Origin of the sequence: Aeromonas sp. ASNIH8, from assembly GCF_002919855.1 — a bacterium.
Classification (GTDB): Bacteria; Pseudomonadota; Gammaproteobacteria; order Enterobacterales; family Aeromonadaceae; genus Aeromonas; species Aeromonas caviae.
This window is the reverse complement of the sequence record NZ_PQLN01000018.1, coordinates 1-18188: the sequence shown is the minus strand read 5'-3', so window position 1 is coordinate 18188 and position 18188 is coordinate 1. Positions and strand designations below refer to the sequence as shown.

Annotated in this window: 18 protein-coding genes, 1 rRNA gene and 2 pseudogenes; 11 read left to right on the top strand and 10 right to left on the bottom strand. The window is 61.8% G+C overall.

Annotated features, from left to right (window positions below; genetic code table 11):
- Positions 1 to 309: 309 nt before the first annotated feature.
- Positions 310 to 1353, bottom strand: a complete 1044-nt coding sequence (locus C3418_RS06950) for a glycosyltransferase family 9 protein (protein ID WP_103858207.1) — start codon at positions 1351 to 1353, stop codon at positions 310 to 312.
- Positions 1354 to 1574: 221 nt separating this feature from the next.
- On the opposite strand from C3418_RS06950, the gene coaD reads away from it, so the two are divergent.
- Positions 1575 to 2057, top strand: coding sequence for a pantetheine-phosphate adenylyltransferase (gene coaD / locus C3418_RS06945; RefSeq protein ID WP_010676110.1), 483 nt, complete (start codon positions 1575 to 1577; stop codon positions 2055 to 2057).
- Between the two features lie 74 nt (positions 2058 to 2131).
- Here the strand turns inward: coaD and C3418_RS06940 are convergent, their stop codons facing one another.
- The 6 genes from C3418_RS06940 to radC all read right to left on the bottom strand — a co-directional run bounded on the left by C3418_RS06940 (position 2132) and on the right by radC (position 5780).
- Positions 2132 to 3004, bottom strand: coding sequence for a VirK/YbjX family protein (locus C3418_RS06940; protein ID WP_103858206.1), 873 nt, complete (start codon positions 3002 to 3004; stop codon positions 2132 to 2134).
- 176 nt (positions 3005 to 3180) lie between these two features.
- On the bottom strand, positions 3181 to 3993 hold the full coding sequence (mutM, locus tag C3418_RS06935; RefSeq protein ID WP_010676112.1) for a bifunctional DNA-formamidopyrimidine glycosylase/DNA-(apurinic or apyrimidinic site) lyase: 813 nt from the start codon (positions 3991 to 3993) through the stop codon (positions 3181 to 3183).
- 14 nt (positions 3994 to 4007) lie between these two features.
- Positions 4008 to 4463 carry a hypothetical protein gene (locus C3418_RS06930; protein ID WP_103858205.1) on the bottom strand — a complete coding sequence of 152 codons (456 nt, stop codon included), beginning with the start codon at positions 4461 to 4463 and terminating at the stop codon, positions 4008 to 4010.
- 90 nt (positions 4464 to 4553) lie between these two features.
- Complete coding sequence (rpmG, locus tag C3418_RS06925; protein ID WP_005323752.1) at positions 4554 to 4721, bottom strand: 50S ribosomal protein L33; 168 nt, start codon at positions 4719 to 4721, stop codon at positions 4554 to 4556.
- 11 nt (positions 4722 to 4732) lie between these two features.
- Complete coding sequence (rpmB, locus tag C3418_RS06920) at positions 4733 to 4969, bottom strand: 50S ribosomal protein L28 (protein ID WP_005307492.1); 237 nt, start codon at positions 4967 to 4969, stop codon at positions 4733 to 4735.
- 136 nt (positions 4970 to 5105) lie between these two features.
- Entirely contained in the window at positions 5106 to 5780 is a 675-nt protein-coding gene (gene radC / locus C3418_RS06915) for a DNA repair protein RadC (protein WP_039040991.1), read from the bottom strand.
- A gap of 147 nt (positions 5781 to 5927) precedes the next feature.
- Here radC and coaBC point away from each other — a divergent pair, with 147 nt between their 5' ends.
- The 6 genes and pseudogenes from coaBC to C3418_RS06885 all read left to right on the top strand — a co-directional run bounded on the left by coaBC (position 5928) and on the right by C3418_RS06885 (position 9898).
- Positions 5928 to 7130 carry a bifunctional phosphopantothenoylcysteine decarboxylase/phosphopantothenate--cysteine ligase CoaBC gene (gene coaBC, locus C3418_RS06910; RefSeq protein WP_103858204.1) on the top strand — a complete coding sequence of 401 codons (1203 nt, stop codon included), beginning with the start codon at positions 5928 to 5930 and terminating at the stop codon, positions 7128 to 7130.
- A 76-nt stretch (positions 7131 to 7206) separates the two neighbouring features.
- Positions 7207 to 7665 carry a dUTP diphosphatase gene (dut, locus tag C3418_RS06905; protein ID WP_010676116.1) on the top strand — a complete coding sequence of 153 codons (459 nt, stop codon included), beginning with the start codon at positions 7207 to 7209 and terminating at the stop codon, positions 7663 to 7665.
- Positions 7666 to 7736: 71 nt separating this feature from the next.
- The gene (slmA, locus tag C3418_RS06900; protein WP_005307475.1) at positions 7737 to 8333 is read left to right on the top strand and encodes a nucleoid occlusion factor SlmA; all 597 of its coding nucleotides are present in this window, start codon (positions 7737 to 7739) and stop codon (positions 8331 to 8333) included.
- 27 nt (positions 8334 to 8360) lie between these two features.
- Positions 8361 to 8444, top strand: a pseudogene (locus tag C3418_RS25070) (nucleoid occlusion factor SlmA); the annotation flags it as partial.
- A 249-nt stretch (positions 8445 to 8693) separates the two neighbouring features.
- A pseudogene (locus C3418_RS06890) lies at positions 8694 to 8777 on the top strand (nucleoid occlusion factor SlmA); the annotation flags it as partial.
- Positions 8778 to 9061: 284 nt separating this feature from the next.
- Positions 9062 to 9898, top strand: coding sequence for a mechanosensitive ion channel domain-containing protein (locus C3418_RS06885; RefSeq protein ID WP_039040993.1), 837 nt, complete (start codon positions 9062 to 9064; stop codon positions 9896 to 9898).
- Positions 9899 to 10013: 115 nt separating this feature from the next.
- Here the strand turns inward: C3418_RS06885 and C3418_RS06880 are convergent, their stop codons facing one another.
- Complete coding sequence (locus C3418_RS06880; protein WP_053288183.1) at positions 10014 to 10202, bottom strand: hypothetical protein; 189 nt, start codon at positions 10200 to 10202, stop codon at positions 10014 to 10016.
- 421 nt (positions 10203 to 10623) lie between these two features.
- Between C3418_RS06880 and pgi the strand changes: the two genes are divergently transcribed.
- Positions 10624 to 12273, top strand: coding sequence for a glucose-6-phosphate isomerase (gene pgi, locus C3418_RS06875; RefSeq protein WP_039040994.1), 1650 nt, complete (start codon positions 10624 to 10626; stop codon positions 12271 to 12273).
- A 162-nt stretch (positions 12274 to 12435) separates the two neighbouring features.
- On the opposite strand, the gene ilvC is transcribed toward pgi, so the two are convergent.
- Positions 12436 to 13917, bottom strand: a complete 1482-nt coding sequence (gene ilvC / locus C3418_RS06870; RefSeq protein WP_039041087.1) for a ketol-acid reductoisomerase — start codon at positions 13915 to 13917, stop codon at positions 12436 to 12438.
- A 193-nt stretch (positions 13918 to 14110) separates the two neighbouring features.
- Between ilvC and ilvY the strand changes: the two genes are divergently transcribed.
- The 3 genes from ilvY (at position 14111) to C3418_RS06855 (ending at position 17967) form a co-directional block, all read left to right on the top strand.
- Positions 14111 to 15004, top strand: a complete 894-nt coding sequence (gene ilvY / locus C3418_RS06865) for an HTH-type transcriptional activator IlvY (protein ID WP_010676123.1) — start codon at positions 14111 to 14113, stop codon at positions 15002 to 15004.
- A 107-nt stretch (positions 15005 to 15111) separates the two neighbouring features.
- On the top strand, positions 15112 to 15303 hold the full coding sequence (locus tag C3418_RS06860; protein ID WP_010676124.1) for a hypothetical protein: 192 nt from the start codon (positions 15112 to 15114) through the stop codon (positions 15301 to 15303).
- Positions 15304 to 15393: 90 nt separating this feature from the next.
- On the top strand, positions 15394 to 17967 hold the full coding sequence (locus C3418_RS06855; protein WP_103858203.1) for a bifunctional acetate--CoA ligase family protein/GNAT family N-acetyltransferase: 2574 nt from the start codon (positions 15394 to 15396) through the stop codon (positions 17965 to 17967).
- A gap of 101 nt (positions 17968 to 18068) precedes the next feature.
- On the opposite strand, the gene rrf is transcribed toward C3418_RS06855, so the two are convergent.
- A 5S ribosomal RNA gene (gene rrf, locus C3418_RS06850) occupies positions 18069 to 18183 on the bottom strand.
- Between the last annotated feature and the right edge of the window lie 5 nt (positions 18184 to 18188).

Sequence of the window (18188 nt, the reverse complement as noted above, 5' to 3'; positions counted from 1 at the left end):
CACCCCTTGTTCCAGCGGGACAAGGGGCAAACCCTATTGCCATGGAGCGGGCGCAGCCCTCGCGGGGCCGCTCACGGCGCAAACCCGGGCGCCACGGACGAAAACTGGCCGCTATAAGCCGAATGCATGGATATTGGCAACATGACCCGACTCCGGCGTATACCGACAGGTTTCCCCTGCCCGGGGCCCGGGCAGGCCCGTCAAGGGGGCTGTTGGGAGCCACGCCCGGTAGGCCGGTCTACCAGCAGGGCGCATCCCCATACAAGACAGGGCCCCGCGGGGCCCTGTCTGTATGTTCTGTGTGCGCTCTCAGCGCTCGGTGCGCCAGAAGGGCGGCGCCCAGCGGGCGATCTCTGCCGCCATGGCCTTGGGATCGAGCTGGCTCATGTCCTCCGGGTGGTCACTGTCTTCCGGCGGGCTGAAGGGCAGATGGCGCCCCTCGCCGTTGAGCGGCCGCCAGCGCAGCGGCGTCGCCGAACGGTGTGCCGGGAAGAAACCGACGGTCGGCACGTCCATGGCCGCGGCGATGTGCAGGGGCCCCGTGCTGCCCGCCACGAACAGGGCGGCGTTGGCCATCACCTGGCAGAACTTCGGCAGCCCCTCGTCGGAGCGATAGATCCAGCCGTTGCCCCCATGGGCCAGCAGTTCGGCCGCCAACTGCTCCGCCTTCCCCTCCTCCCCCGGGCCTGCCGTCAGCACGCACTGCAACTCGGGACAGGCCTGGTTGAGCTTGATGATGAGGCGCGAGTACTGCTCGATGGAGAGGTTGTTGGCCGAGCCACCGCTGCCCGCATGCACCATCAGCCAGGGGCGGCTGGCGTCGAGCCTGAGACGGGCGGCGACCTGCTCGCGCACCTGCAGCAGGCTCTCGGGGTCGAAGTCGAGGTAGGGGCCCTGTGGCTCCACCACGGTCTGATGCTGATCGGCGAGGAAGCGGCGCACCAGATCCAGGTTGTATTCGTACTCCGGCTTCTGGGAGCGGGAGCGGCGCTGCACCAGGCGCTGGTTGTAGAGCACCTGGGCCAGCTTGGTGGCCGGGGCCAGCCGGTAGGGAATGTGCGCCTTCCACACCAGCTTGGCATTGCGGGTGTTGGAGAAGAGGCAGATGGAAGCATCGAAGGCGGCCGCCTTGATGCGCGCCAGCAGGGCGCGTTGCTGCTCCTTGTCGGCCCGGGCACCCGGATCCAGGATGATCTCGTCGATCCAGGGGCAGAGGCGGGCCAGGGGCGCCGTGTAGGCGGGAACCAGGGCAGTCACATGACACTCCATGGAGCGCTTGAGCATGGCAAAGCTCGGCCACGCCAGCATGAAGTCACCAATCTTGTCATTGCGGACTACCAGAATACGTTTCATAAAAAATCCCTATGCTCCCTGTCACCAGCGAAGGAGGCTTGATGCGCGATGCGGGTATTCTTGCCTGATGCAGGGCGATTCTCAAGCGAAGACGCCACGGGGCTCCGATTTGTGCGACCCCGGCCGCCGATCAGCGCCAGAAATCCGCGCCATCCCGGTCGCGACAAACCGGCAACAGCCCCTATAATGCGACCAGTTTTCCGGTTTCAGGAATCAGCAGCATGACCAACAAGGTAATCTATCCCGGCACCTTCGACCCCATCACCAACGGCCATACCGATCTCATTGGCCGCGCCGCCAGACTGTTCGACGAGGTGGTGGTCGGGGTGGCCAACAGCCCGAGCAAACGGCCGCTGTTCGATCTCGAGGAGCGCGTTCAGCTGGCTCGGCAGGTGACGGCTCACCTGCCCAACGTCAAGGTGGTGGGCTTCTCAGGCCTGCTGGTGGATTTTGCCAGGGAGCAGCAGGCCAACGTGCTGATCCGCGGCCTGCGCGCCGTCTCCGACTTCGAATACGAGTTCCAGCTCGCCAACATGAACCGTCGCCTGATGCCCACCCTGGAGAGCGTCTTCCTCACCCCGGCGGAGGAGAACTCCTTCATCTCCTCCACCCTGGTGAAGGAGGTGGCGCTGCACGGAGGTGACATCCACCAGTTCGTCGACCCCCTGGTGGCTCAGGCCATCGCCGCCAGGCAGCAGCGCTAATCCCCTCCCCTGATGGGCAGAAACGAACAAGGGCTACCCGCGGGTAGCCCTTGTTGCATCAACGCACTGCACGCCTAGCTGCGGGCAAACTGCTGGCGGATCGCCAGCTCCAGCTGATCGAGCCACTCGTAACGGCGCCGGTACATGGCCCGCTTCTTGGAGGCGATCTCCTCCAGCGGCTTGCGCACCACTGGTTGCAGCCGCACGAAGTTGGCGTCCTGATCGAGGGCGCCAAACTCCTGCCACAGCTCGTCGTAGTCCGCCTGCAGGCAGGCTTTCTTCTTCTTGCTGTACCGTCTTGCCTGGAAGATGTGAGCCTTCATGCGCACCGCACAGACCCGGTGGGCCCCCATGGCCCCGGCCAGAGACATCACCAGCATCACCACCAGCGACTTGGGTCTCAGACCCTGACCCGCCCGGGTCAATGCCCGTACCTGCTCCTGGGGCTGTTCGACACAGGGCTCCGGCCCCTGCACCGACCCGATCACCAGGGCCAGCTCCTGTTCGCTGCCCGCCAGGGAGAAAGCACAGCTGTAGAGTCGCTCCCCCCGCGCGTTGACGATGGAGAGCGCCAGCTCCGCCTCCCGGCGGAAGGTGCCGTCGTGACGCAGCACGATGCGCCAGCCGCCATCGGGATAATGGCCCAGCACTACCCCCTCCCCCAGATAGAGCGGGTCGATGAGCTCGGGGTACAGGCCCAGCAGCAGGCGGTAGTGATCCTCCACCATCTTGACCCGCTGGTTCACCGTCGAGCAGGCGAAGCGATAGGGGCGCATCGGCTTGTCGAGCAGCTCGGGGTGGCGGGCGGGAAGCGCCCGCAGGGGGGCGCTCTGGAACAGCTCGAATACCCGGTTCAACTGCGCACGGTAGAGCAGACTGCGCAGCAAAAACTTGCCGCGATTGAAGATCTTGCGGGCGCTGTCTTCGGGATAGAGGAAGCGGGCCATATCGTGGGCACAATAGTGCCCCTGCCGGGATAATTGTTCCCAGTCTATTGATTTAGCTGTCATTTTATTACCTCGCAGCCTGAACTGGCGAGATAGTAGTCATGGGCTGACGCCGCTTCAACAGACCGGAAATACTCTCTTACAACTTGGCCGATCCCGGCTCAAAAATCCCACTTTCAGCGTTGGCAGTGGGAGCAGAACACCGTGGTTCGCTGGCCCATCTTCACCTCGGTGAGCAGGGTGTGACAGTGGAAACAGGGCTGGCCGCCACGGCCGTAAACCTGCAGCTGCTGGACGAAATAGCCAGGCTTGCCGTCGGCGCTGGTGAAATCCTTGAGGGTGGTGCCCCCCTGGCGAATGGCTTCGGCCAGCACCCGCTTGATCTCGCTCACCAGGGTGCCCAGCCGCTCGGCGCTGATGTTGCCCGCCGCCCGCCTGGGATGAATGCCGGCGGCATAGAGCGCCTCGTTGGCGTAGATGTTGCCCACCCCGACCACCACGTGGTTGTCCATCAGGAACTGCTTGATGGCGGTGCTGCGACCCTTCGCCCGCTCCCGCAGGTAATCGGCATGGAAGGCATCGGTGAGGGGTTCCGGCCCCAGCTTGGCGAGCAGGGCATGGGCCTCGGCCGGTTCGCGGGTCCACAGCAGGGCGCCAAAACGGCGAGGATCGTTGAGCCGCAGCAGCTTGCCGTTGGCCAGCTCGATATCCACGTGATCGTGCTTCTCGGCCGGGGTGCCGATGTCCAGCACCCGCAGGCTGCCGGACATCCCGAGATGCAGGATGGCGGTGCCGAAGTCGGTCTCCAGCAACAGGTATTTGGCGCGGCGGCTGACGCGGTGGATGACGAGATCCACCAGCTCCTGGATCTCGCCGGGCACGGGCCAGCGCAGGCGGCCGTCCCGCACCACCACGCGGGTCACCTTGATGCCGGTAAGCCAGGGGGAGATGCCCTGGCGGCTGACTTCGACTTCCGGTAATTCAGGCATGGGCGATCTCTCGTTCAGGGAATGGGACGCATCAGGTCACGGTATTGCGCCTGACTCAGGCTGAGCCAGGTCGAGGAGGGCAGCAGGGCGGCAAACTTGCCGTCGTCCTGATAGAGCCCGACTTCCACCGGATCGCTCTGTCCGGCGATCCAGATCTTGAGGGTCACCGGGGTGCCGCGCACGGGCTCGCCGGGGGGCAGCAGCCAGCCTTGCCACATCTCGATGCGGGCCGCCAGCTGGGCGCTGCCAAGCCCCAGATCCGGCGCGCTGCGCCAGCCCTGGCCGATACGCTCTATCTGCCAGCTCGGCCCCTGCCAGGTCAGCACCACGGCGCTCTCCGGCAACAGTGGACGCGCGCGTTTGGTACTGTTCTCCTGCTGGGCCTGCTCCAGCCGGTGCAACAGGGTAATGACGATCAACACGACCACGATGATCACGTTGTTCCAGCCTTTGCGGCTCAGTTTGAACATGGCTAGCCTCCCTTCGAATCGGCAGTGTACTGAATTCCAGCTATAAAAAAACCCGGCACGAGGCCGGGTTTTTGCAGCGAAACCAAGTAATTACTTGATTTTGCCTTCTTTGTAGATCACATGCTGACGAATCACGGGATCAAATTTCTTGATCTCCATTTTTTCGGGCATGGTGCGCTTGTTCTTGGTAGTGGTATAGAAGTGACCAGTACCGGCGCTGGAGTTCAGGCGAATCTTATCGCGAATACCTTTAGCCATGATCTAATTCCTTATACCTTAACGCCGCTGGCACGCAGTTCAGCCAGAACCACTTCAACGCCGCGCTTGTCGATGATACGCATGCCTTTTGCGGATACGCGCAGGCTCACGAAGCGTTTTTCACTCTCAACCCAGAAACGGTGAGTGTGCAGGTTCGGCAGGAAACGACGCTTGGTAGCGTTGTTAGCGTGCGAACGGTTGTTACCAACTGCCGGGCGCTTGCCGGTTACTTGGCATACTCTAGACATGTCAGTCTCTCCAAATCTTACTTCATTGCTCGAGCAAATATCTGCCCCGCTGGCCTTCGATTGCGGGGCAAACAGAAGGCGGCATTTTATACAGCATCCGTGATCAAAGATCAACTAATACAGTGCCAGAGCCCAGTCACAACCAACCACGCTCTGCGAAAGAAACCGTGATGCCATCACCGATCACCAGGTGATCAAGCACTCTGATATCGACCAGGGCCAGGGCGGCCAGGATCCGATCCGTGATCTGGCGGTCCGCCCGACTGGGCTCGGCCACGCCGGACGGGTGATTATGCGCCAGAATCACGGCGGCTGCATTATGTTTGAGCGCGATCTGCACGATTTCTCTGGGCCAGACGCTCGCCGAGTCGAGGGTGCCGTAAAAAAGTTCGACAAACCGGATGACCCTGTGCTGGTTGTCGAGCAGCAGCAGGGCGAACACCTCCCGCCCCCGATCCCGCAACTGGGCTTGCAGAAAGTCCCGGGTTAGCCCGGGCGAGGTGAGCGCCTCTCCCCGTTGCAACTGTTCGGCCAGATGGCGCCGCCCCATCTCCAGCACCGCCTGCAACTGGGCATACTTGGCAGGTCCCAGCCCGTGAGCGCCACAAAAATCCTGCTGCTCGGCTCCCAGCAGTGCCCGCAGGGAACCAAACTGCTGCAACAACTGGCGGGAGAGATCCACCGCACTCAACCCGCTGACCCCGGTGCGCAGGAAGATGGCCAGCAGTTCGGCATCGGAGAGCGTCGCCGCCCCTCGGCGCAGCAGCTTTTCCCTCGGGCGCTCCTCTTCCGGCCACTCCTTGATGCTCATTTGTCTCTCCCTCATGGCTAATGAGAGAAAACATAGCAAAGAATCCCGCGAGCCCGACCACAACTCCCCCATGTCAGCCTCTGTCGCCACCCATTGCCTGTGCTATCTTAGCCGACCAGTCAGAGTGAGCCGGAAGAGAAGCAGCAGATGAGATTGGCCGATAAACGCATCCTGTTGGGTGTCAGTGGCGGGATCGCCGCCTACAAGAGTGCCGAACTGGTACGTCGCCTGAAAGATCAGGGGGCCGAGGTGCGAGTGGTGATGACCCGCTCAGCCAAGGAGTTCATTACCCCGCTGACCCTGCAAGCCGTCTCAGGCCACCCGGTGGCCGACAGTCTGCTGGACCCGGCTGCCGAGGCGGGCATGGGCCACATCGAACTGGCCAAGTGGGCCGATCTGGTGCTGATCGCACCCGCCAGCGCCAACCTGATGGCCCGCATGGCCGCCGGCATGGCGGACGAGCTGCTCACCACCCTCTGCCTGGCCACCCCGGCGACTGTCGCCCTGGCGCCAGCCATGAACCAGCAGATGTATCGCAACGCTGCTACCCAGGCCAACCTCCAGACCCTCGCCGAGCGCGGCATTCAGCTGTGGGGGCCGGATTCCGGCAGCCAGGCCTGCGGCGACGTGGGCCCGGGCCGGATGCTGGATCCCCTGGAACTGGTGGAACGCTGCTGCCAGCAGCTCGCCGCCGAACCGCTCCTGGCAGGCGTCAGGCTGCTGCTCACCGCCGGGCCGACCCGCGAGGCGCTGGATCCGGTGCGCTATATCAGCAACCACAGCTCCGGCAAGATGGGCTACGCCATCGCCCGCGCCGCGCGCGAAGCGGGCGCGGAGGTGACCCTGGTGAGCGGCCCGGTGGCACTGGCCACCCCGGCCGGCGTTACCCGCATCGATGTGGAGAGTGCCCTGCAGATGCACGAAGCGGTGATGAGCCGGGTCGGTGAGTGCGACCTCTTTATCGGCTGCGCTGCCGTCGCCGACTACCGTCCCGCCCAGGTGGCCGAGCAAAAGATCAAGAAGACCGGCGACAACGACCAGATGCAGCTGACCCTGGTCAAAAACCCCGACATCATCGCCGATGTGGGGGCGTTGTCAGAGAAACCCTTCACCGTCGGATTTGCCGCCGAAACCGTGGATGTGGAACAATACGCCCTCGACAAACTTCGACGTAAGCGGCTGGACATGATCGCAGCCAACGATGTGTCCCGTGCAGGCCAGGGCTTCAATGCCGATGACAACGCCCTGACCGTCTTCTGGCAAGGGGGTCAAGCCGCCCTGCCCCTGGCCGATAAGCTGACGCTCGCCCGTCATCTTGTCGCCCTGATTGCACGCCATTATCGACCCTGAGCCCATTGAACATGCCGGGAGCCCCAGGCTCCTGCAGTACCACCCGATCGCCAGGCGATCCAATTGAAAAAGATTCATGACGACACAAATTGAACTGAAAATCCTGGATGCCCGCATCGGCACCGACTTCCCGCTGCCCGCCTACGCCACACCGGGCTCCGCTGGCATGGACTTGCGCGCCCTGCTGGATGCCCCGCTGACCCTGGCCCCGGGCGACACCACGCTGGTGCCGACCGGGCTGGCCATTCACATCCAGGATCCGGGTCTGTGCGCCACCATCCTGCCCCGCTCCGGCCTCGGCCATAAGCACGGCATCGTGCTGGGCAACCTGGTCGGCCTCATCGACTCCGACTACCAGGGTCAGTTGATGGTCTCGGTCTGGAACCGTGGCAACGACAGCTTCACCATGCAGCCTGGCGAGCGCATCGCCCAGCTGGTGATCCTGCCGGTGGTACAGGCCAGCTTCCAGCTGGTCGACGAATTCAATCAGAGTGAACGGGGTGAAGGCGGGTTTGGTTCTTCTGGTCGCCAATAACAAGACCACACGGCCCCCTGGGGCACGTGCCAAATAATAGAATCAAGCCATTGTTTTTTTTAGGGGAATCCGTGGCAAGCAGTAACCAGAAACAGAGTCGGCGCGATCAGATCCTGCAGGCACTCGCCCACATGCTGGAAACCAGCCCGGGCCAGCGCATCACCACGGCACGCCTCGCGGCCGAGGTGGGCGTGTCCGAGGCGGCCCTCTACCGGCATTTTCCCAGCAAGGCGAGGATGTTCGAGGGGCTGATCGACTTTATCGAGGATTCCCTGCTGTCACGGGTCAACCTGATCATGGCCGAAGAGAAGGACACCATGTCCCGCTGCCATCACATACTGCAGCTGCTGCTGGTGTTCGCCGAGCGCAACCCCGGCATCACCCGCATTCTCAATGGCGATGCCCTGCTGGGCGAACACGATCGGCTGCGTGATCGCATCAGCATCCTGTTCGACAAGCTGGAGACCCAGATCAAGCAGGTACTGCGCGAGAAACGGCTGCGGGAAGGCCAGGGCTTCCAGCTCGACGAGACCATGCTGGCCAACCTGCTGCTGGCCTATACCGAGGGCCGCATCAGCCAGTTCGTCCGCTCGGAGTTCAAAATCAAGCCCACCGCCGGGTTTGAAGATCAGTGGCAGTTTATCCGCAGCCAGCTGCTGCAAAGCTGAGCCAGCAGACCGCATCAACCAATGCACGTCCGCTCCGAGTTCAAAATCAAACCCACTGCCGGGTTTGAAGATCAGTGGCAGTTCATCCGCAGCCAGCTGCTGCAAAGCTGAGCCAGCAGACCGCATCAACCAATGCACGTCCGCTCGGAGTTCACAATCAAGCCCACTGCCGGCTTTGAAGATCAGTGGCAGTTTATCCGCAGCCAGCTGCTGCAAAGCTGAGCCAGCAGACCGCATCAACCAATGCACGTCTGCTCCGAGCTCACAATCAAACCCACCGCCGGGTTTGAAGATCAGTGGCAGTTCATCCGCAGCCAGCAGCTGCAAAGCTGAGCCAGCAGACCGCATCCACCAATGCACGTCCGCTCCGAGTTCAAAATCAAGCCCACTGCCGGCTTTGAAGATCAGTGGCAGTTCATCCGCAGCCAGCTGCTGCAAAGCTGAGCCAGCAGACCGCATCAACCAATGCACGTCTGCTCCGAGCTCAAAATCAAACCCACTGCCGGGTTTGAAGATCAGTGGCAGTTTATCCGCAGCCAGCTGCTGCAAAGCTGAGTGCGTACATTCGATGCGCTCCTGCGCCAGCAGGGTTGTGACAAAACGGGAGGCCTTGGCCTCCCTTGCTTTTTGTGGCACAAAAGAAGAGACAAGCACCAGATGCGACCCAGCTTGTCGCGCTCAAGTGTTACATTCATCTGCCATAAATCTTCACACCAACAGGACATCCTATGGAACCCGAGATCATTACCGAAGCACAGACCTGGCTGACCAACAACCAGGGACTGATCATCGAGTATGCGGTCAACATCGCCGCCGCCCTGATCACCCTGCTGGTCGGTTACATTGCAGCCAACCTTCTCAGCGGTGGCGTGGTCAAGGTGATGCAGACCCGCAAGCTGGACACCACCGTTACCCACTTCGTCGGCAGCATCCTCAAATACACCATCCTGGTGTTCGTGGTGATCGCCGCCCTGGGCCGGGTCGGGGTGCAGACCGCCTCCTTCGTCGCCATTATCGGTGCCGCCGGTCTGGCCATCGGTCTGGCGCTGCAGGGCTCTCTCTCCAACTTTGCCGCCGGTTTCCTGCTCATCATCTTCCGCCCCATCAAGGCAGGGGAATTTATCGAGGTGGCAGGCACCAATGGCGTGGTGCAATCGGTCCAGCTCTTCACCACCACCCTCACCTCGGGTGACAACAAGATGGTGGTAGTGCCCAACTCCGCCATCCTCAACGGCACCATCGTCAACTACTCGCGCATGGATACCCGCCGCGTCGACATGACCTTCGGCATCGGCTACGGCTCCGACCTGCGCAAGGCCAAACAGATCCTGGAGCGGCTGGTGAGCGAAGAGCCCCGCATCCTGAAGGAGCCGGCAGCCACCATTGCCGTTGCCGCGCTGGCCGACTCCTCAGTCAACATCGTGGTGCGTCCCTGGGTCAAGACCGGTGATTACTGGGGTGTCTGGTTCGACTTCCACGAGAAGGTGAAGCTCACCTTCGACGCCGAGGGCATTGAGATCCCCTTCCCCCAGCGTGTGGTTCACATGCAGAAGACGGCGGATTGATCCTCGGTGTACGTTCTCCAGTGCCAGCCTTCGGGCTGGCACTGTCGTTTCTGCCTTCTGTGACATGAAAAAACCGGCCACAGGCCGGTCTTGCGCACCAGATAGCACCGCGTTCTCACCCCAGCCGGCGTGCAACCCGGTTGAGCAGGGGCTGCATCAGCACATAGCCCCCCAGCACGGCTCCGATCACCACCATCACGCGGATCTCCAGCGTCGGCGCCGCATTGGCCAGCGTCAGGGTCAGCAAACCGATGAGGCCGGTGGCGATCAGGCTCAGGGCAAACAGGGATAACAGGGCTTTCATCTCGATCTCCTCATTCCACACCATTGATTCCATACCTTGGCCATCCCTGGGAGATCTCGTCCATTCGGCTCATATGGTAGCCAGCGTCTGTTGCCCGCCATTTGCGTCTGCTCAAAAAACCGTCCGATGAGCGTCTGTTGAATACCCTTTTATCTGTCACGCCAGCTTTCCAGAGCCACGGCCGTGCTCCCCTTGAAATGAAAGCCTTTTCAACCCGAACAAGCATGCGCGAACGCAAGATCCCGGGGTACTGGGTGACTCATAATCGCACTGTTTTGGTTGTACACTCCCTCGTTGCAGACAATTGGTAATGCTCTGTTACACGGGGCGCACGGAGTGCCCGGTATAATGCTCGCATAATAAGGTTTGGCGGGAGCCTTGCCTGCAAGGTTCAAACACAACTTGGAAGACTGATAATCCTATGAAAAATATCAATCCAACCCGGACCCAGGCCTGGCAGGCACTGGAAGCCCATTTTGCAGCCAACAAGGAGATGCGTCTCAAGGATCTGTTCGCACAGGATCCCAAGCGTTTTGACAAGTTCTCCCTCACCTTCGGTGGCGACATCCTGGTCGACTACTCCAAGAACCTGATCACCGAAGAGACCCTCAAGCTGCTGGTGAACCTGGCTGGCGAGACCGATCTGCGCAGCGCCATCGACGCCATGTTCAACGGCGACAAGATCAACATGACCGAAGGACGCGCCGTACTGCACACCGCCCTGCGCAACCGCTCCGACCGTCCCATCGAGGTTGACGGCAAGGACGTGATGCCGGAAGTGAACGCCGTACTGGCCAAGATGAAGGGCTTCTGCGAGAAGGTCATCGGTGGCGAGTGGAAGGGCTATACCGGCAAGGCCATCCAGCACGTGGTCAACATCGGCATTGGTGGCTCCGATCTGGGCCCCGTCATGATCACCGAGGCCCTGCGCCCCTACAAGAATCACCTGGAGATGCACTTCGTCTCCAACGTCGACGGCACCCACATCGCCGAGACGCTCAAGAAGATCGATCCGGAAACCACCCTGTTCCTGGTGGCCTCAAAGACCTTCACCACCCAGGAGACCATGACCAACGCCCTGACCGCCCGCGACTGGTTCCTCGGTCACGCCGGTGACAAGGCTCACGTGGCCAAGCACTTCGCCGCCCTGTCTACCAACGGCAAGGCCGTGGCCGAGTTCGGCATCGACACCGACAACATGTTCGAGTTCTGGGACTGGGTCGGCGGCCGTTACTCCTCCTGGTCCGCCATCGGCATGCCCATCGCCCTCTCCCTCGGCTTCGAGCACTTCGAGGCCCTGCTGCAAGGCGCCTTCGAGATGGACATGCACTTCGCCACTGCCGCCTATGAGCAGAACGTGCCCGTACTGCTGGCCCTGATCGGCCTGTGGTACAACAACTTCCATGGTGCCGAGTCCGAAGCCATCCTGCCGTACGATCAGTACATGCATCGCTTCCCTGCCTACTTCCAGCAAGGCAACATGGAGTCCAACGGCAAGTACGTGGATCGCGACGGCAATCCGGTTGACTACCAGACCGGTCCCATCATCTGGGGTGAGCCGGGCACCAACGGCCAGCACGCCTTCTACCAGCTGATCCATCAGGGCACCAAGCTGATCCCCTGCGACTTCCTGGCGCCGGCCATCAGCCATAACCCCATCGGTGACCACCATCCGAAGCTCCTGGCCAACTTCTTCGCCCAGACCGAAGCCCTGGCCTTCGGCAAGAGCAAGGAAGCGGTGGAGGCCGAGTTCCTGGCCGCCGGCAAGACGCTGGAGCAAGTCAAGGATCTGGTGCCGTTCAAGGTGTTCGAAGGCAACCGCCCGACCAACTCCATCCTGTTCAAGCAGCTGACCCCGAAAACCCTCGGCTCCCTGATCGCCATGTACGAGCACAAGATCTTCGTACAGGGCGCAATCTGGAACATCTTCTCCTTCGACCAGTGGGGTGTGGAGCTGGGCAAACAGCTGGCCAACAAGATCCTGCCGGAGCTGGGCACCGATGAGGCCGTCACCAGCCACGACGGCTCCACCAACGGCCTGATCAACACCTGGAAAGCCTGGAAGGCCTGATTCTCCCGCCCTCCAGAATGCAAAAGCCCCGCTCGATGAGCGGGGCTTTTTTATAGGCTTCAATCTGTCTGTTTGCATCATCCGGACGACAGGCCAGGTGTCTAAGCCAGCCAGTAACGGGGATCGTCATCCCCGCCCCTTCCGATGCCGCTCAGCGAAGGCTTAACCGCCGACGGCAATACGCTTCATGTCCTTCATGTAACCACGCAGGGTCTGGCCGATCTTCTCGATCGGGTGGTTGCGGGTCGCTTCGTTGGCAGCCAGCAAGGCCAGGTTGTCCACCGCCTTGCTCTCGGCACGGGCACTGCCCAGGTCCCCTGCTTGCAGGGTCGGCATGAAGTGCTCGCGCAGCAGCGGCACGGCGGCGTTGGCGAACAGGTAGTTGCCGTACTCCGCGGTATCGGAGATGACCACGTTCATCTCGTACAGACGCTTGCGGGCGACGGTGTTGGCGATCAGCGGCAGCTCGTGCAGAGACTCGTAGTAGGCGGACTCTTCATAGATGCCGGAGGCCACCATGGTTTCGAACGCCAGCTCGACACCCGCCTTGACCATGGCCACCATGACCACGCCATTGTCGAAGTACTCCTGCTCGGCGATCTTGCCGGCATAGGCAGGGGCATTCTCGAAGGCGGACTTGCCGGTCTCTTCGCGCCAGCCGAACAGCTTGGCATCGTCTTCGGCCCAGTCAGCCATCATGCCGCGGGAGAACTCGCCAGCGATGATGTCATCCATGTGCTTCTCGAACAGCGGACGCATCAGGGTGCGCAGTTGCTCGGAGAGCTCGAAGGCACGCAGCTTGGCCGGGTTGGAGAGACGGTCCATCATCAGGCTGATGCCGCCCTGCTTCAGGGCCTCGGTGATGGTCTCCCAGCCGAACTGGATCAGCTTGCCGGCATAGGCCGGGTCGGTGCCCTCGGCAACCAGCTTGTCGTAGCAGAGCAGGGAACCGGCCTGCAGCATGCCGCACAGAATGGTCTGCTCGCCCATCAGGTCGGATTTCACTTCCGCGACGAAGGAAGATTCCAGCACGCCGGCACGGTCGCCACCGGTAGCAGAGGCCCACGCCTTGGCGATGGCCATGCCCTCACCCTGGGGATCGTTCTCCGGGTGGACGGCGATCAGGGTCGGTACGCCGAAACCACGCTTGTACTCTTCACGCACTTCGGTGCCCGGGCATTTGGGTGCAACCATCACGACGGTGATGTCGGAACGGATCTGCTGACCCTCTTCCACCACGTTGAAGCCGTGGGAGTAGCCCAGAGCGGCGCCCTGCTTCATCAGCGGCATCACGGTTTTGACGACGTCGGAGTGCTGCTTGTCCGGAGTCAGGTTCAGCACCAGATCGGCGGTCGGGATCAGCTCTTCATAGGTGCCGACCACGAAGCCGTTGTCGGTAGCCTTCTGCCAGGAGGCGCGCTTCTCGGTGATGGCGGCCTTGCGCAGGGCGTAGGAGATGTCCAGCCCGGAGTCGCGCATGTTCAGACCCTGGTTCAGGCCCTGGGCGCCACAGCCCACAATCACCACCTTCTTGCCCTTCAGCACGTTGCAGCCGTCCGCGAACTCTTCGCGTTGCATGAAACGACACTTGCCCAGCTGGGCCAACTGCTGACGCAGGTTCAAGGTGTTGAAATAGTTAGCCATGGTGATTGCTCCGTTCGATTGATTCCATGCCGGATAGCGGCGTTGTCGAAACCACTATAGCGCGGGACACTTATTGCCTGAACTGATATATTCGAAACAGTACGTTGCAGGAATTGAAATGTGATTTCCCGTAATCTCCCGCCGCCGAGCCATCGTGCTACAGGGCGCCTGACAACGCCGCAGGAATAAAAAGATGGACCTTCGCAATCTCGAACTGTTTCTCCACCTCGCCGACTCCCTCCACTTCGGCAAAAGCGCCGATGCCATGGCGGTCAGCCCCTCCACCCTGAGCCGCGCCATCCAGCGACTGGAGCAGGAGACCGGCTGCGTGCTCTTCGAGCGGGACAACCGCTCGGTGCGGCTCACCCCTGCTGGTGACAAGCTACGGGAGTTTGGCGGTGCCTTGCTGCAGGAGTGGCGCCAACTCAAACAGGAGCTCAAGCGCAGCGACGAGCCGCTGCAAGGGCGGCTGCGGGTGTTCTGCTCGGTCACCGCCAGCTACTTTCTGCTGCCCGAGGTACTGGAACGCTTTCGTCGCCGTTATCCCCAGCTGGAGATCAAGCTGGAGACCGGCGACCCGGCACTGGCAGTGGACAAGATCCTGGCTGACGAAGCCGATCTCGCCATCGCAGCGAGGCCGGATGCGCTCTCGTCCAAGCTGGAATTCGCCAGCCTGCAACAAGTCCCTCTGGTGTTCATCGCCCCCCGCAATGCCCCCCAGCAGGGTCAGTGGTTCCCCCAGGGCGAACCTGACTGGGAGCGCCTGCCGCTGATCCTCTCCGAACAGGGGCTGGCCCGAAAGCGCTGTGATCAATGGTTTCGCAACAAGGGGATAGCTCCCAACATCTATGCAGAAGTGGCGGGCAACGAGGGCATCGTCGCCATGGTGGCCCTCGGCTTCGGTGTAGGTGTCGTGCCTGCCGCCGTCATCGATCACAGCCCCATGGGGGACAAGGTGCGTGTGGTCGAGCCCAAACCGGCGCTCAAGGCGTTCGACGTCGGCATCGCCGTGCTCAAGAAGCGGCTGGAAGAGCCGCTGATCCGCGCCTTCTGGGACACCGCACGCGGCCAGGGAGGCCTTCGCTGATCCGGCAGGCGTCGGAGCCACAGTAAGTGTCAAATGTATCAGTATGAAAGTGGGGGAGAAGAGGGGACACTGGCCGGCACCATCCAGCCACCATCAAGGAATAGAGCGTGAGCCAGCATCTTGTCGAAATCCGCAGTGCCATCCTGTTCGCAGAATATCTGCAAAGTCTCGGGGTCCAGCGCCATGAACTCGATCGGGAGCAGGAGATCTATCTCCAGGACAGGCACCTCGCCACGGTGCAATGCATTCAGGGGGAGCTGCGCTTTTATCTGCGCGCCAGCGCACTGGCCAGATCGTGATCCGCAATCGGTCACAGAACCCGCACGCAAAGCGTATTAGACTGGCACCATCCGCCCCCCTCGCCCCGGGGGCCACCACGAGGAGTGCCCATGAAACAAAGCGGCCTGGATCGGCTCTTCAAACCTCACTCGATCGCCGTCATCGGCGCCTCCAGTGATCCGCAGAAGGCAGGCCATGTGGTCATTCGGCACCTGCTGGCGGGTCAGTTCCAGGGCCCTATACTACCCGTAGCCCCCCGCAGCCAGGCCATCGCTGGCGTGCTCGCCTATCCGGACATAGAGAGCCTTCCCCTCTCCCCCGATCTCGCCATCGTCTGTACCCGGCGCGAACGGGTGCTGCCGCTCATCGAGGAGCTCGGCAAGAAAGGAACCGGAGCCGCCATCATACTGGCCGCCCAGTTCTCCACTGACGAGCGCCTGCGGCTCAAGCATCTGTGCCAGCAATACGGCATCCGGCTGCTCGGCCCCAACAGCATGGGCATGCTGCTCCCCGGGCAGGGTATCAACGCCAGCTTTTCCCCCATTGCAGCGACTCCGGGACAGGTGGCGTTTCTCTCCCAGTCGGCAGCGGTCAGCACCACCATCCTGGATTGGGCCAAGCAGCGCGAAATCGGCTTCTCGGCCTTCATCTCCCTGGGCGATCATTGCGACATCAACTTTGGCCAACTGCTGGATCAGCTCTCCCGGGACGGGACGACCCGCGCCATCCTGATCTACATGGACAAGCTGCACGATGCCAGGCACTTTCTCTCCGCCGCCCGTGCCGCCTCGCGCAACAAACCCATCCTGATCCTCAAGAGCGGTCGGCACGACCCGGCCAACGGTCTCGACAATGTCTATGATGCCGCCATCCGCCGGGCTGGCATGCTGCGCGTCCGGGATACCCACGAACTGTTTGCTACTGTCGAGACCCTGAGCCACTCCCTGACCCTCAAGGGGGAGCGGCTCGCCATCCTCTCCAACGGGCGCGGCCTCGCCAACATGGCCGCAGACGTACTGCTGTCTCGGGGAGGCAAGCTGGCGATGCCACCCCTCGACATCGGCAGCGATGCAGATATCGTGGCCTACAAGAGTGCACTCGAGACGCTGCTCCAAGGGGACGGTGCCGATGCCATCCTGCTGATCCATGCACCGTCCCTCACCGCCCGAGGCGTCACCCTCGCCAGCAGCCTGATCGACTTCATCAAGCAGCATCCCAGGGCCAGACGATTCAACATCCTGACCAACTGGGCAGGCGAATACTCCGCCCAGGAGGGGAGACGCCTGTTCAACGAGGCGGGCATCCCGACCTATCGCACCCCGGAAAGCGCCGTCACGGCCTTCATGCACATGGTGGAATATCGCCGCAACCAGAAGCAGTTGATGGAAACCCCGGCCTCCCTGCAGGGCGACAGGCTCGATGTCGAGCGCTGCCAGCAGCTCCTTGGGCAAGCGCTGGACCGCCAGCAGCGGGTACTGGATACCCATCTGGCCCACCCCATCTTGCAGGCAGCCGGGCTATCCACCCTCGCGACCTGGATCGTTTCCGATGCCATCGAGGCCGCACTGACTGCAGAACAGATTGGCTACCCCGTAGCGGTGAAGCTGCGATCTCCCGACATCGCCCACAAATCCGATGTACACGGTGTCATGCTGAACCTGCGCACCTCGGCAGAAGTCGCCCAAGCGGCGGATGCCATTCTGGACAGGGTACGTCAGCACGACCCTGGCGCCCGCATAGAAGGGCTTCTAGTACAACGCATGGCACGCCGCAGCGGGGGTCTGGAGCTGCGGATCCGTTTGCAGCAGGATCCGGTCTTCGGCCCCGTCATCCTGCTCGGGGAGTCGGGTGCCGAGCCCCGCGAGATGGTCGCGGCCCTTCCTCCCCTCAACCAGGCACTGGCTCGCTACCAGATCATTGGTGCCCTCAAGGATGGCAAGATCCGCGAGCAGGCCAGTCCAGTACGGCTCGATATCGACGCCCTCGGCCAGGTGCTGTGCCAGCTCTCCGAGCTGCTGCTGGCCTTCCCCGAGATACAAGAACTGGATCTGCACCCGCTGCAGGCCTGTGGTGAAGAGATGGTGATCCTGGATGCCCGGCTCGTCCTGGCAGAGCGAGGACAACAAGTGCTGCCACTGGCCATTCGCCCCTATCCCACCGAGCTGGAAGAGGGTGCCTGGCTGAAAGATCAGAGTCATGTACTGCTGCGCCCCATCCGCCCCGAAGACGAGCCGGCCCACAAGCAGTTCGTACGGCAGGTGTCTGATGAAGACAGGTACAAACGCTTCTTCGCCGACGTGGGGGAGCTGGGGCATGAGGAGCTGGCCCGCATGACCCAGATCGATTATGACCGGGAAATGGCCTTCGTCGCCGTGGGTCAGGACGGCCCTTTCAGCCAGCAGATCCTGGGAGTAGTGCGAGCCATTGCCAGCCCGGATCAATCGGATGCGGAGTTTGCCATCCTGGTCCGCTCAGACTTGAAAGGGCTCGGACTCGGCAAGTTGATGATGGAAAAGATCGTGCGCTATGCCAGAGAGCGTGGCATAGGCCAGCTCTCTGGCATGACCATGCCCAGCAATCGCGGCATGATCAATCTGGCCAAACGGCTCGGTTTCAAGATCGATATTCAGCTGGAAGATGGGATAGTCAACATGGAGCTGCCCTGTGCTGATCAGGTTGTATAACGATACAATTGTGGTGGTAAATCAACCAGATATGGATGGATAACGTGAATTTCAGGCAATAAAAAACCCCGCTCGAGTAAGCGGGGTTTCTTGTATTGGGTGCCTGGCAGTGTCCTACTCTCGCATGGCGAATGCCACACTACCATCGGCGCTACAGCGTTTCACTTCTGAGTTCGGCATGGGGTCAGGTGGTTCCACTGCGCTATTGCCGCCAGGCAAAA